The following is a 12,772-nucleotide window of genomic DNA, read 5'->3' as shown; positions in this document are numbered from 1 at the left end:
GCCTGCGGCATGACCCTGGGCGAGCACCATTATTCGTTGACGGTGCAATGGACCGGCAACCTGGGCGACGGAACCTCGTCTTACCGTGGCTATTCGCGGGACCACGACATCATGATCCCCGGTCTGCCTGTCCTCAAGGGGTCAGCCGATCCGACGTTCCACGGGGACCGTGAACGCTACAACCCGGAGCAGCTGCTCCTGGCCGCGCTCGCCCAGTGCCATATGCTGTCCTTCCTGCACGTGGCGGTGCGGCACGGGGTGGTGGTCACTGACTACCAGGACAACGCCACGGGCCTGATGCGCCTGAACCGGGACGGCAGCGGGCAGTTCGAGTCGGTCACGCTGAAACCTCGGGTCACAGTGACGGATCCGGCCCACGTGGAGCTGGCCGGCCAGCTTCACCGGGAGGCCAACGCCGTCTGCTTCATTGCCCGGAGCGTCAATTTCCCCGTGCATCATTCCCCGGTGACCGTGGCTGCCTGACCCCCGGGGTGGGGGTCAGAGTCCGCTAAGGAGCGCCTCAGCGAGCCGGGCTTCCGTTGCCGGTGCCAGCCCTGCCTTGCGGTGGCGCTCCAGGCCTCGGCTGCGTTCGTCCGCCAGCGCGTCCGCCAAGGTCTCCTGCCAGGGCCGGATAGCCAGGCCGAAGGACCGCGCCGCCTGGTTACTCCGGGTGCAGAACCCTTCGTAGCCGGGCGGCAGCCACAGCGGGAGGGAATCAGGCCCGGACCAGTAGTCGATGCCATGCTGCGCGAGCCAGTCCTCCGAAGCGCGAAGCACCTCGCCCGTGTAACCGGCGGCCGTCCGCGATTCCTCAACATAGTCACCAAAGGGCACCTGGTCCCCCACCGCGTTCAGCGCGCCGGTCACCCCGTGCTCCGCCGCGCTCAGGACCCAGGCGGCCAGATCCCGCACGTCCATCACCTGCGTCGTATGGCTGGCAATGTCAGGGACGACGGCGGGCCCGTTGTCCCGGGCGAACCTGGCCGGCCAGTAGCCGTAGCGGTCCGTTCCGTCGCCGGGACCGCCAATCAGGCCCGCGCGGCAGAGATGGGCTTTGCCGCCGGCTGCCCTCAGGGTTTCCTGCTCGATGGCTGCTTTGGACTCCCCATAGTTTTCGGGGGTGGATTCGGTTCCGCGCGGCAGTGGCTCCAGGAGTTGTGCGTCTTCGGGGGCGTCCGGCGTGGAATGGTCTGCGTACACGGAGCAGCTGGACACAAACGTCCAGTGGCCGGCGCGATCCGCCAGTGCTGCCAGCGCTTCGGTGGCAGGCACTGGATCACGGGCCACCTCGATGACGGCGTCCCAGTCGCCTGCCACTTCCGCGTAGCTGTCCGTCCCAAGTGAACGGTCGGCTCTCACCCACCGCACGCCGGCCGGCGGTTCCGCCGCGGAACCGCGGGCCAGGCACGTGACCGGATGTCCTGCCGCCACAGCTTGCCGGGCAATTTCTGAGGAGAGAAAGGCGGTTCCGCCGAGGATCAGGATGCGCATGGGTCCACGGTACGGCGCTAGGGTTAAGGGAGAACAGAGCCTTAAGCGCCGGGCGAACCCGGTGCAGGCCTTCGTTATCCCCGGCCGCCGCCGGAGACCCCAAGGAGTTTCACCCTTTATGTTCAGCATGATGTCGATTGCCCCGTCCCTTACCGCCGATCCCGACGGCGTCAGCGTCGCAGGCATCGCGATCAGTCTCGGTGTCGGTGTCACGATCTGGCTCGTCGCGACGTTCCTGATTTCCCGGATCAGCAAGCGCGTGGCGTCAGGCAGCAATTTCTTTAAGAAAGCACACTTCAAATGGGTTGCCCCCGCCATCCGGGCACTGGACCATGAGCGCCGGGTGCAGCGGGCGGAAACTATCGGTTCGTTGCTCAACAGCATCGTGGGTGTCCTGGTGGCCGTGATCACCACCATGTATGTCCTGCAGAACCTGGACATCAATATCGCCCCCCTGCTGACCAGCGTGGGAATCCTGGGTGTGGCCATTGGCTTCGGTGCCCAGCAGCTGATCCGAGACTTCCTCGCCGGCATCTTCATCACCATCGAGGACCAGTACGGGATCGGCGATGTCATCGAAACCAGCGAGGTCGTGGGTGTGGTGGAGTCCATGGGACTGCGTATCACCCGGGTCCGCTCCGAGGACGGCGCCATCTGGTACCTCCGCAACGGTGAGATCCTGCGCGTGGGCAACCGGTCGCAGGGGACTTATGTTCCCGTTCCGGATGAGCCGGCGGCCGGGCCCGAGGTTGCCTTGCACGAGCCGGCCACCGAGGCCAGGAAGACGCCCCAGAAGGCGGGAGAATAGAGCCATGACCATACCCGCCGAACCGCAGCAGCCACGCCAGCTGATGCAGAACGATCCCTTCAGCCAGCCCGGCTACACGGATAATTTCTACGACGCCGTGGGCGGGCACCAGACGTTCGTCAAACTGATCGATGTGTTCTACGACGGCGTGGCGACGGATCCGCTGCTGCGCCCGATGTACCCGGAAGAGGACCTCGCCCCCGCCAAGCGCCGCTTCCTGATGTTCCTGGAGCAGTACTGGGGCGGGCCCACCACGTACGGCGAAGAACGCGGGCACCCGCGGCTGCGCATGCGCCACATGCCGTTCCGGGTCTCCCCGGAGGCCAAGGACCGTTGGCTGTTCCACATGCGGACAGCCGTGGACTCACTGGAGTTGCCGCCCCTGTACGAGGGAACCCTTTGGGACTACATGGAGCGCGCCGCGCTGTCCATGGTGAACAGTCCGTCTGAAGCCTAGAAACCGCTGCCCGTCCGAACCAGGACGTGACCGCGGGGACCGCTGAGGCGGTACCACCGGCCCGCCCGGTAGAGCATCTGCTCTCCGTCTGCCAGGAATCCGAGCGTGAGGGCCGCGAAAGCCGCTCCGGCCGGAAGCCCGGAGCCATCCAGGGCACGGCCCCACACGGCAGCGCGCGCATTGTTGACGATGAGCGCCCCCGGCTGGGCGGGAACGATGCCTGCCACTTCGGTGATGCCGGTCTCGGCTGCCCGGCGGAGATCGGTGTCCGGCAGTGCGCCCACCAGTTCCCAGCCGCTCCGCGGTGCGCCGACGCCGGTCCAGGATTCGGTGACGCTGGTCGGCGGAACCGGCAGCTCGACGTCCTCCTCCCCCGCCCTGGCCAGGCGGTCAAGGACCGCGGACAACGCGACCGTGGCGTCAATCGTGGAAGGTTCCGCCAGCCCGATGGTCCGCAGGCCGAGGATCGTGGGCGTGGATTCGCCCAGCAGCCGGGGCCGCAGGACACACACGTACGCCGCTAAAACGGAACCCGAAGCCTGGAGCCGGATGGCGCCGTCGTCGATGGTCTTGGCGCGCGTAGCGAAAGTGCGCAGATCGGCAAGATCACGCGGATCGGCGAAGCGGAAGGACTGGGTGAGTAGATCAGACACACTAAGAAGACTACCGGCTGCGCCTTGGTTGAGCGGTGCCGGGGCTGCGTCTAGAGTCGAACCATGACTGAAGCCGAAACCGGACTGCTGGCGCCACCCAGCGGCGATCCCACCGCAACGCTCATCCAGCTCCTTGACCTCGGCGAGCTGGAAGGCGCCAGGACCGATGAAGACATCTTCCTCGGCCCGTCGCAGCCACAGCCCCGCGAACGGGTGTTCGGCGGCCAGGTGCTGGCGCAGTCACTGGTTGCTTCCATGCGGACCGTGGACCCGGAACGCTTCGTCCACTCCATGCATGGTTACTTCCTGCGGCCCGGCGATGCCAACAAGCCCATCACGTTCGGGGTCCAGCGGCTGCGGGACGGCCGGTCCTTTTCGGCGCGGCGCGTCCACGCGTACCAGGAAGGCGTGCCCATCCTGTCGATGATCGCGTCGTTCCAGGACCTGGATGAAGGCCTCGACCACGAATCGGAGATGCCTGCCGGAATTCCCCATCCCGAGTCCCTGCCCAGCACCGCCGAGCTGCTGGGCAAATTCGACCACCCCATCGCCCAGCACTGGGCCTATGAACGGCCCTTCGACATCAGGCACGTGGACACACCCATCTATGTCTCCGCCAAGGGCAAGCAGGAAGCCCGCAACGCGGTCTGGATGAAGACCTTCGGACCCATGCCGGATGATCCGAACCTGCACCGGGCCGCGCTGGCCTACGCGAGCGACTACACACTGCTGGAGTCCATCCTGCGCCGGCACGGGCTGAGCTGGATCACCCCCGGCATGAGCGTCGCCAGTCTGGACCATGCCATGTGGTGGCACCGGCCCGCCCGCGTGGATGAGTGGCTGCTCTACGTCCAGGAATCCCCCAGCGCCCAGGGAGCCCGCGGCCTGGCCACGGGCAAGATCTTCAACCAGGCCGGGCAGCACGTCGCCTCCGTGGCCCAGGAAGGGATGGTCCGTGTTCCTACGGACCTGAAGAACAAAGTAGTGGGGGCGGTCCAGTCCAAACTGCTGCAGCACCAGATCCGCAAGGCCGTGCGGGACTAACTCTGCGCGTTTGTCGCAGGCAGCAAAATGGCCGGCACCCCGTGAGGGGTACCGGCCATTCTCACGCCAGGATCAGTCGCGGGTGAGGCGGCGGTGCGTGACACGGTGCGGCTTGGCCGCATCGGGGCCGAGCCGCTCGATCTTGTTCTCCTCGTAGGATTCGAAGTTGCCCTCGAACCAGTACCACTTGGAGGGGTTCTCCTCGTCGCCTTCGTAGGCCAGGATGTGCGTGGCCACCCGGTCCAGGAACCAGCGGTCGTGCGATACCACGACGGCACAGCCCGGGAACTCCAGCAGGGCGTTCTCAAGGCTGCTGAGCGTTTCGACGTCGAGGTCGTTAGTAGGTTCGTCAAGGAGCAGCAGGTTTCCGCCCTGCTTGAGCGTCAGCGCCAGGTTCAAGCGGTTACGCTCGCCGCCGGAGAGAACGCCGGCCTTCTTCTGCTGGTCCGGTCCCTTGAAGCCGAAAGCGGCAACGTAGGCGCGGGACGGCATTTCCACTTGGCCAACCTGGATGTAGTCCAGGCCGTCGGAAACAACTTCCCACAACGTCTTGTTGGGGTCGATGCCGCCGCGGCTCTGGTCCGCGTAGGAGATCTTGACCGAATCGCCAACCTTCAGCTCGCCGCCGTCAAGCGGTTCCAGCCCAACGATGGTCTTGAACAGAGTGGACTTGCCTACACCGTTGGGGCCAATGACGCCAACGATGCCGTTGCGCGGCAGCGTGAAGGAAAGGCCATCGATCAGGGTGCGGTCGTCGAAGCCCTTCTGCAGGTTCTTGGCCTCCAGGACCAAGCCACCCAGGCGCGGGCCCGGCGGAATCTGGATCTCTTCGAAGTCGAGCTTGCGGGTGCGGTCTGCCTCGGCAGCCATCTCCTCGTAGCGGGCCAGTCGGGCCTTGGACTTGGTCTGCCGGCCCTTGGCGTTGGAACGAACCCATTCGAGTTCCTCGGTGAGGCGCTTGGCCTGCTTGGCGTCCTTCTTGCCCTGGACTTCCAGACGGGCGCGCTTCTTCTCCAGGTACGTGGAGTAGTTGCCTTCGTAGGGGTAGAGGTGGCCGCGGTCAACCTCGGCGATCCATTCCGCGACGTGGTCAAGGAAGTACCGGTCGTGGGTGACGGCAAGGACTGCCCCGGCGTAGTTGGAGAGGTGCTGTTCCAGCCACAGAACGCTCTCTGCGTCGAGGTGGTTGGTGGGCTCGTCCAGGAGCAGGAGGTCCGGCTTCTGAAGCAGGAGCTTGCAGAGCGCCACCCGACGGCGCTCACCGCCGGAGAGAAGGGTCACGTCAGCGTCTGCGGGCGGGCAGCGGAGTGCATCCATGGCCTGCTCAAGCTGGGAGTCGAGGTCCCAGGCGTCCGCGTTATCAATGGCTTCCTGCAGCTGCCCCATTTCTTCGAGCAGGACGTCATAGTCAGCGTCGGGGCTGGCCATTTCCTCGGAGATCTCGTTGAAGCGCTGGATCTTGCCGTAGATCTCGCCAACACCCTCCTGGACGTTGCCCAGGACGGTCTTTTCCTCGTTCAGCGGCGGTTCCTGCAACAGGATGCCCACCGTGTAGCCGGGGCTGAGCCGGGCCTCACCGTTGGACGGGGTGTCCAGGCCGGCCATGATCTTTAGAATGGTGGACTTACCGGCACCGTTCGGGCCAACAACACCAATTTTGGCGCCCGGAAAGAAGGACATGCTTACGTCGTCAAGAATGAGTTTTTCGCCAACAGCCTTACGGGCCTTGGTCATTGTGTAGATAAATTCCGCCATGGTTCCAAATCTAGTGGGTTGGCGGGCTTAACTCACATTCGGTGCCTCAGACTCCTGCACCCACGAAGCACTTGCCGCTGGCCAGGACCGGCAGGACCGTGACCGTGACGCTGCCGTCACGGATATGGCCGAGGACGCAATCCGTGCCCTGCAGCACTGCGGACTCAATGGCATCAGCCTTCAGCCCGGTAGGCGTGCGGCTCGCCGATACTTCAAGGACTGCCGGGGCAACACCGGCGCCGGTGAGAGCCTCGGTTACCTGGGCCGTAGCCGGCTTGGGCGTCTTCGCCGCGAGCCGGTTCAGCGCATCCGTCACCGTCTGCTTCATCGTTACGGTGGCAGGGTCCTCTGCCGGGGTGCTGCCGGATGGCCCGGCAGCGCTTGGCCCGGCAGTGCCTGGTCCGGCAGTTGGCTCAGTGGCCCCAGCCGTGCCAGGCCCGCTGGCGTCCGGGCCCGTCACGGCCGGTGACCCTGTATTGCAGGCCGACAATAAAAGGGTTGCCAGGAGACCAACTGCAATGGATGCCGAAGCCCTGCCCCGGACTGTGACACGCCGCCGGGGAAGCGCCGGCCGGCTGGTGATGGGCGTTGCCTGCCAGTCTTCGGTCGCGCGCTTCATGCCGCCATTCTGCCACGGCGCCAAGGCCGCAATGGAACCGCCGGGGTACCGGCAGACCGCCGGCACCCCGCCCGCGGCTTTCCCGGTCGGTGATTGCCATCTGCACGTTCAGACGGCAGAGTCGGCGAGCTCGCCTGTTTCGATGTCCACCGGGATGTAGTTGCCGTCCGCATCCTCGTGGAAAATTTCCGACGCCGCCAGATCGTCATCGGGTTCCTGCTCCTCGCCTGCCTCCCCGCCATCCCTGTCAGGATCGGACGGGCCGCCGTCAGCCACAAGTTGCGGTCCGTTGTTGACCGTGCGGATGTAATTGGCCGAACCCCACATAAGATCGTGCCCCACGGACTCTGCATCAATTTCGTGCGCGAAGTGGATGCGGCCCTCCTTCTCCCACGTGCGCAGTTTGAGCCGGCCCACCACGATGACTCGCTGGCCCTTCTTGATGCTGCAGCCCATGTTCCCGGCCAACTGGCGGTACCCCTGGACCGTGAACCAGTTGGTGTGCATGTCTACCCACGAATTCGTAGTGCGGTCGAAGCGCCTGGCCGTTGACCCGAGGCGAAATGATGCGGTCCCCACGCCGGTGGTTGTGGTGGAGGTCTTGATATCAGTGGCAACAAAGCCCCGGAACGTCATGTAATCACTCATCGTCATGTCCTGTCTCGAAAGGTGGTGCCTTAGGCGGCAGAACCAGCTTCCCGCGGCCGCCAACGGACCGCGAGGGACAATTTTGCCTATGTGCACAACCCTGCCCCCAACCGCCATGTTGAGGACAAGTGCCCCCTGTGGTGCGGCAGTGACGCGGCGGCACCCGGGGCAATGTAAACTTTTTTATGCGCCGGATTTCTTGGTCGTGGCGCCACGTGCCCCAGTAGCTCAGGGGATAGAGCAGCGGCCTTCTAATCCGCCGGTCGGGGGTTCGATTCCCTCCTGGGGCACCAAAAACAGCGGCTTTGACCTGCAGAAGCGCAGGTCAAAGCCGCTGTTGTCTTACCCTTGAAATCCGGGCCACCGTTTCCCCGCCGGAATCAATTCCAGGAGCCGGGATTCCGCAAAGCCGAAGCAGTGCCCGTCCACTTCGGTGGGCGGGCACTGCTTGGGGCTAACAATAGCGTTGTGCGCCGGCGACGTTGGGGGACAGAGTTTCCGGTCTCATTGGTTGCTCTGAGGCCGCCGGCGCTTATTAGTAGACAGCCTCCCGCCGCCGAACACACGAGTGGTTGGTACTCGCTTTATCGGACCCCGACTGCTCGGGTTCCCACACGTGTACTCAGATACGTCGGCGTTGTACCTTTCCAGGCCGCATGACGGCATCACATATCCGAGTACGGTGACGTCCGCTGACTGGCAAATGGGGCAGCAAAGAACACCCGTCATTGAACCGGAGTGCTCCTGTCTGTCAGTGACCGCGGACTGAATCCGGTCAGGCGTACGGCAACACGAGTTCCGCGTAGCGGGCCTTGACAGTTTCCAGGACGGTGTTGCCGTCGGCGTTCCAGATCTCCTGGTTGAAGATTTCGACCTCGATGTCGCCCGTGTATCCGGCGTCCCTGACCCAGGTGGTGATGGTGGCGAAGTCAATGACGCCGTCGCCCATGTAGCCCCGGGACAGCAACGGATCAGCTGCAATGGGCATGTTGAAGTCGCAGACCTGGTAGGAGGCGAGACGCCCCTCCCGGCCGGCCCGCTCGATCTGCGCCTTCAGGTCCGGGTCCCACCAGACGTGGAAAGTATCAACAGCGACGCCGACAATGCGCGCATCGAACGGCGCAGCGAGGTCCAGGGCCTGGCCCAGGGTGGAGATCAGTGCGCGGTCGGCGGCGTACATGGGGTGCAGCGGTTCGAGCACCAGCCGGATCCCGTTCTCTGCGGCGAACGGGACCAGATCGGCAAGGCGGTCTGCCACCCGCTGGCGTGCCGCCACTACGTTCTTCTCCCCCGGTGCGAGTCCGCCCACCACGAGGAAGAGCTCCCGGGTGTCAAGCGCCACGGCTTCGAGGATCGCGGCGCGGTTGTCGGCCAGGGCGGCGGCCTGCCCCTCGGCGTCGGCGGCTGTCAGGAACCCGCCGCGGCAGAGCGAGGAGACCCGTAGGCCGGCGTCCTTGATCAGCTTGGCGGCCTTGTCCAGCCCGGCTTCTTCAACGCGGTCCCGCCACGGGCCGATGGCCGGGATTCCGGCGCGGACGCAGCCGTCCACCACTTCGGCCAGACTCCAATTCTTGGTGGTGGCGCTGTTCATCGACAGGCGCTCAAAAGGCGACGGGCCTGAATGTAAGGTCATACTCCCACTCCGTTGATTCGCAGGTAGTCGGACATCCGGAACGCAGCCAGGGCGGGGTCTTTCAGGAGCCCTGCCTGGTCCGCGAGTTCGAACGTCTTGGACAAGTGGCACACCGACCGGCCGGAATGCAGGCCGCCCACCATCTGGAAGCCGGGCTGCTTGCCGTTGAGCCAGGACATAAAGGCGATCCCTGTTTTGTAGTAAAACGTGGGTGCGCTGAAGATGTGCTTGCCCAGTTCCCGGGTGGAATCAAGGATGGCCCGTGCCTTGGCAGCGTCCCCGGCATCGTAGTGCTGCAAGGCCACGGACGCCGCAGGATAGATTGCGGCGAAGATGCCCAGCAGCGCGTCCGAATGATGCGTACCGTCGCCGTCGATCAGTTCCGGGTAATTGAAGTCGTCGCCCGTGTAGAGGCGGACGCCTTCCGGCAGCGCAGCCCGCAGCGCAACTTCATGCGAAGCGTCCAGCAGGGAAACCTTGACGCCGTCCACTTTGTCCGCGTTGTCCCGGATCAGGGACAGGAACGTCTCCGTGGCCTCGGCAACGTCGTCCGAACCCCAGTAGCCGGCCAGCGCGGGATCGAACATGGTCCCCAGCCAGTGCAGGATTACGGGCTGGTCCACCTCCTGGAGGAGCGTGGAGTAGACCCTCAGGTAATCCTCCGGACTCGTAGCCACCCGTGCCAGTGCCCGGGAGGCCATCAGGATGACTTTGGGTCCGGCTTCGCTGACGACGGCGATCTGCTCGCGGTAGGCGTCCAAAACGGCAGCACGTCCGGCTTCGCCTGCTGGCAGCGAGTCGAGTTCCAGCTGGTCCGTACCGGCGCCACAGGAGACGAGGTCGCGGACAGTCTTGCCGGCGGTGGCGGCGCTGCCGGCGGAGACCACCGAAGCGGCCTCCACACCGGTGCGCTTGATGAGCTGCTGGGTTGCGGCCCAGTCCAGCCCCATGCCGCGCTGTGCCGTGTCCATGGCGTCCGCAACCCCCAGGCCATAGGACCAGAGCTCGTGCCGGTACGCCATGGTGGCGTCCCAGTCGAGGCTGGCCGGGGCACCCGGTGTGTTGTCCGCCAGGACCTCGGGAATGACGTGCGCGGCGGCATAGGCGCGCCGTGACGTGAGCGGGGCGGTGGGGCGGGCCCACGACACCCCGCCCTGGAGGCGGTACTCGCGGGTGCCGCCGTCGTGGGTGGGAAGGATGAGGGAAGTCATTAGAGCGTGATCTCCGGGATGTCGATGGTGCGGCGTTCGTCGTTGGACTGCAGGCCAAGCTCGGCGAGCTGGACGCCGCGGGCAGCGGAGAGCAGGCCGAAGCGGTGTTCGCGGCCGGCGACAACGTCGCGGAGGAATTCTTCCCACTGGAGCTTGAAGCCGTTGTCCAGCTCGGCGTTGGCGGGGACTTCCTGCCACTGGCTGCGGAAGGATTCCGTGACGGGCAGGTCCGGGTTCCAGACCGGCTTTGGGGTGTGGGCGCGCTGCTGGGCAACACACTTGTTCAGGCCGGCCACGGCGGAACCGTGGGTGCCGTCGATCTGGAATTCCACGAGTTCGTCGCGGTAGACGCGGACGGCCCAGGAGGAGTTGATCTGGCCAACAACAGGCTCGCCGGCCGGGGTCTCGAGTTCGAAGATGCCGTAGGAGGCGTCGTCGGCGGTGGCCTTGTATTCCTTGCCTGCCTCGTCCCAGCGGGCCGGGATGTGCGTGGCCGTCTTGGCGCTGACGCTCTTGACCTTGCCGATGATGCCTTCGAGGACATAGTTCCAGTGGCAGAACATGTCAGTGGTCATTCCGCCGCCGTCTTCCTTGCGGTAGTTCCAGGACGGGCGCTGCGCTGCCTGCACGTCGCCCTCGAAGACCCAGTAACCAAATTCTCCGCGGATGGACAGGATGCGTCCGAAGAAGCCTTCGTCCACCAGGCGGCGCAGTTTGACCAGGCCGGGCAGGTACAGCTTGTCGTGCACCACGCCGGCCGTGACGCCGGCTTCCTTTCCAATGCGGGCGAGCTCGATGGCCTCTTCGAGGGTCTCAGCCGTGGGCTTCTCGGTGAAGATGTGTTTGCCTGCCCGCATGGCTTTACGGAGCGTGGCGGCCCGGAGGCTGGTCATGGAGGCATCGAAAATGATGTCAACGGTGGGGTCACTGATCACGGAGTCAAGGTCAGTGGTCCATTCGGAGACTTTGTGCAGTTCTGCGAGTTCGCGGATCTTGGCTTCATTGCGGCCCACGAGGATCGGTTCGACCTGGACTTTGGTGCCGTCCTCCAGCGTGAAGCCACCGCCATCACGGATGGGCAGGATGGAACGCAGCAGGTGCTGGCGGTAACCCATCCGGCCGGTGATGCCGTTCATGGCGATACGGATTGTCCTTGTTTCGAAGCCCATGTGTCCTCCACGGTGAGTGAGCGTTGGTTACTCAAGCTGAACTGGGAAAGCGCATTCCCACTGCATTCATGATGCACCAGCCGGTCCGCGCTTGGCAAGCGCTTTCCCAAACATCCGCAAACTGCCATACTGGAACGAGCGCCATTCACGCTGGATTTCGCCCAAACAGGAGACGCCGTGGTAGCCAGTACCCTCACCGAGGTCGCCCGCCTCGCCGGCGTGTCGCCGGCCACCGCTTCACGCGTACTCAATGGCTCCGCCCGGAAGCCCGGGCAGGACATTGCCGAGCGGGTCCGCAAGGCCGCCGACTCCCTGGGGTACATCCCCAACGCGCAGGCCCAGGGTCTGGCCAAATCGAGTTCGGGCTTGATCGGGCTGATCGTCCACGACATCGCCGACCCGTACTTTGCCGCGATTGCCCGCGGCGTCCAGGAAGCCGCCCGGGAACAGGGCCGGATGGTTCTGCTGGCGACTACTGCCGGCGCCCCTGCCGACGAAAAGGAAGCGGTGGCCGCCTTTGCCGCCCGCCGGGCCGATTCGATTGTCATCGCCGGATCCCGCTCCGCCCGCCCTGAGGACCAAGACGGCAACGCCGAACTGGCCGCGGAACTGGACCGCTACTGCCGTAACGGCGGCCAGGTTGCCGTCGTCGGGCATGCGGTCGTCGGCGCGTCAGTTTCCGAGGGCTACCACGTGCTTACAGTGCCCAATGAGGAGCTCGCCGCCACCCTTGCCTCAGAACTGGCCGCCATGCGGGATGACCACTTCGTCATCATCGGCGGCCCGGCCGGCCTGTTCACCTCGGACGACCGCGTCCGAGGTTTCCAGCGCGGCCTTGCCGCAGCAGGATTGCCAGCCGCGGAAGTCATCCGCACGGGCTTCAACCGCTCCGGCGGGTTCGAGGCCGGCGTTGCCTTGGCCGCCCGGATCAAAGCTGCCCATGCTGCCGAGGACAGCGGCACATCGCAAACCAGCAGACGGATCTGCATTTTTGCCGTGAACGATGTCATGGCCATCGGGGCGGCCGCAGCACTGCGCTCGGAGGGGCTCCGCATTCCCCGGGATGCCACCATCGCAGGCTTCGACGATATTGAGACGCTCCGGGATTTCCGTCCGGCCCTCTCCACTGTCCACCTGCCGCTCGAGGAAATCGGCCGGCAAGCCACGCGCCGGGCAGCGGGAACGGCCGACGATGACGCCGCACCATCGCCCGTCACCGGCCACGTCACGCTGCGGCGCAGCACTGACCTCAAGCTGCAGGCCAGCGCCTCGGACTAACCGAGC

13 protein-coding genes and 1 tRNA gene are annotated in these 12,772 nt (G+C 65.3%); 6 read left to right on the top strand and 8 right to left on the bottom strand.

What is annotated here, in order from left to right; translation table 11 throughout:
- The first annotated feature begins 9 nt into the window (after window positions 1-9).
- On the top strand, window positions 10-483 hold the full coding sequence (locus J2808_RS20645; protein ID WP_309820397.1) for an OsmC family protein: 474 nt from the start codon (window positions 10-12) through the stop codon (window positions 481-483).
- 15 nt (window positions 484-498) lie between these two features.
- Here J2808_RS20645 and J2808_RS20640 read toward each other — a convergent pair whose 3' ends face one another.
- Window positions 499-1,491, bottom strand: a complete 993-nt coding sequence (locus J2808_RS20640) for an NAD-dependent epimerase/dehydratase family protein (protein ID WP_309820396.1) — start codon at window positions 1,489-1,491, stop codon at window positions 499-501.
- Window positions 1,492-1,609: 118 nt separating this feature from the next.
- Between J2808_RS20640 and J2808_RS20635 the strand changes: the two genes are divergently transcribed.
- Both J2808_RS20635 and J2808_RS20630 read left to right on the top strand, forming a co-directional pair.
- On the top strand, window positions 1,610-2,299 hold the full coding sequence (locus J2808_RS20635) for a mechanosensitive ion channel family protein (protein ID WP_309820395.1): 690 nt from the start codon (window positions 1,610-1,612) through the stop codon (window positions 2,297-2,299).
- 4 nt (window positions 2,300-2,303) lie between these two features.
- Entirely contained in the window at window positions 2,304-2,756 is a 453-nt protein-coding gene (locus J2808_RS20630; protein ID WP_309820391.1) for a globin, read from the top strand.
- Here the strand turns inward: J2808_RS20630 and J2808_RS20625 are convergent.
- Window positions 2,753-3,409: a hypothetical protein gene (locus tag J2808_RS20625; protein WP_309820389.1), complete on the bottom strand. Its 657-nt coding sequence runs from the start codon at window positions 3,407-3,409 to the stop codon at window positions 2,753-2,755. The genes J2808_RS20630 and J2808_RS20625 overlap by 4 nt on opposite strands.
- A 63-nt stretch (window positions 3,410-3,472) precedes the next feature.
- Between J2808_RS20625 and J2808_RS20620 the strand changes: the two genes are divergently transcribed.
- The gene (locus J2808_RS20620; RefSeq protein ID WP_309820386.1) at window positions 3,473-4,453 is read left to right on the top strand and encodes an acyl-CoA thioesterase; all 981 of its coding nucleotides are present in this window, start codon (window positions 3,473-3,475) and stop codon (window positions 4,451-4,453) included.
- Between the two features lie 72 nt (window positions 4,454-4,525).
- Here J2808_RS20620 and ettA read toward each other — a convergent pair whose 3' ends face one another.
- The 3 genes from ettA to J2808_RS20605 form a co-directional block, all read right to left on the bottom strand.
- Window positions 4,526-6,208, bottom strand: a complete 1,683-nt coding sequence (gene ettA, locus J2808_RS20615) for an energy-dependent translational throttle protein EttA (protein ID WP_309820383.1) — start codon at window positions 6,206-6,208, stop codon at window positions 4,526-4,528.
- A gap of 46 nt (window positions 6,209-6,254) precedes the next feature.
- Complete coding sequence (locus J2808_RS20610) at window positions 6,255-6,827, bottom strand: DUF6993 domain-containing protein (RefSeq protein WP_309820381.1); 573 nt, start codon at window positions 6,825-6,827, stop codon at window positions 6,255-6,257.
- A 108-nt stretch (window positions 6,828-6,935) separates the two neighbouring features.
- Entirely contained in the window at window positions 6,936-7,475 is a 540-nt protein-coding gene (locus J2808_RS20605; protein ID WP_309820379.1) for a single-stranded DNA-binding protein, read from the bottom strand.
- A gap of 217 nt (window positions 7,476-7,692) precedes the next feature.
- Here J2808_RS20605 and J2808_RS20600 point away from each other — a divergent pair.
- Window positions 7,693-7,768, top strand: a tRNA-Arg gene (locus J2808_RS20600).
- A 482-nt stretch (window positions 7,769-8,250) separates the two neighbouring features.
- On the opposite strand, the gene J2808_RS20595 is transcribed toward J2808_RS20600, so the two are convergent.
- From J2808_RS20595 to J2808_RS20585, 3 genes are read right to left on the bottom strand one after another with little or no spacing between them, the layout of a single operon-like run.
- Window positions 8,251-9,108 carry a sugar phosphate isomerase/epimerase family protein gene (locus tag J2808_RS20595; protein WP_309820377.1) on the bottom strand — a complete coding sequence of 286 codons (858 nt, stop codon included), beginning with the start codon at window positions 9,106-9,108 and terminating at the stop codon, window positions 8,251-8,253.
- Window positions 9,105-10,319, bottom strand: coding sequence for a dihydrodipicolinate synthase family protein (locus tag J2808_RS20590; RefSeq protein WP_309820376.1), 1,215 nt, complete (start codon window positions 10,317-10,319; stop codon window positions 9,105-9,107). Before J2808_RS20590 ends, J2808_RS20595 begins: the two co-directional genes overlap by 4 nt.
- Complete coding sequence (locus J2808_RS20585) at window positions 10,319-11,488, bottom strand: Gfo/Idh/MocA family protein (protein WP_309820373.1); 1,170 nt, start codon at window positions 11,486-11,488, stop codon at window positions 10,319-10,321. Before J2808_RS20585 ends, J2808_RS20590 begins: the two co-directional genes overlap by 1 nt.
- A gap of 177 nt (window positions 11,489-11,665) precedes the next feature.
- Here J2808_RS20585 and J2808_RS20580 point away from each other — a divergent pair, with 177 nt between their 5' ends.
- Complete coding sequence (locus J2808_RS20580; protein WP_309820371.1) at window positions 11,666-12,766, top strand: LacI family DNA-binding transcriptional regulator; 1,101 nt, start codon at window positions 11,666-11,668, stop codon at window positions 12,764-12,766.
- The last annotated feature ends 6 nt before the right edge of the window (window positions 12,767-12,772 follow it).

The organism is Pseudarthrobacter sulfonivorans (genome assembly GCF_031454915.1).
In the GTDB taxonomy this organism is placed as follows: Bacteria; Actinomycetota; Actinomycetes; order Actinomycetales; family Micrococcaceae; genus Arthrobacter; species Arthrobacter sulfonivorans_C.
Note: the sequence above shows the minus strand (reverse complement) of the source record. Positions and strands in the feature narration are given on the sequence as shown.

Coding starts and splice junctions, on each gene's coding strand:
- J2808_RS20645 (WP_309820397.1), top strand. CDS start 10: ATGACCCTGGGCGAGCACCATTATTCGTTGACGGTGCAATGGACCGGC.
- J2808_RS20640 (WP_309820396.1), bottom strand. CDS start 1,491: ATGCGCATCCTGATCCTCGGCGGAACCGCCTTTCTCTCCTCAGAAATT.
- J2808_RS20635 (WP_309820395.1), top strand. CDS start 1,610: ATGTTCAGCATGATGTCGATTGCCCCGTCCCTTACCGCCGATCCCGAC.
- J2808_RS20630 (WP_309820391.1), top strand. CDS start 2,304: ATGACCATACCCGCCGAACCGCAGCAGCCACGCCAGCTGATGCAGAAC.
- J2808_RS20620 (WP_309820386.1), top strand. CDS start 3,473: ATGACTGAAGCCGAAACCGGACTGCTGGCGCCACCCAGCGGCGATCCC.
- ettA (WP_309820383.1), bottom strand. CDS start 6,208: ATGGCGGAATTTATCTACACAATGACCAAGGCCCGTAAGGCTGTTGGC.
- J2808_RS20610 (WP_309820381.1), bottom strand. CDS start 6,827: ATGAAGCGCGCGACCGAAGACTGGCAGGCAACGCCCATCACCAGCCGG.
- J2808_RS20605 (WP_309820379.1), bottom strand. CDS start 7,475: ATGAGTGATTACATGACGTTCCGGGGCTTTGTTGCCACTGATATCAAG.
- J2808_RS20595 (WP_309820377.1), bottom strand. CDS start 9,108: ATGACCTTACATTCAGGCCCGTCGCCTTTTGAGCGCCTGTCGATGAAC.
- J2808_RS20590 (WP_309820376.1), bottom strand. CDS start 10,319: ATGACTTCCCTCATCCTTCCCACCCACGACGGCGGCACCCGCGAGTAC.
- J2808_RS20585 (WP_309820373.1), bottom strand. CDS start 11,488: ATGGGCTTCGAAACAAGGACAATCCGTATCGCCATGAACGGCATCACC.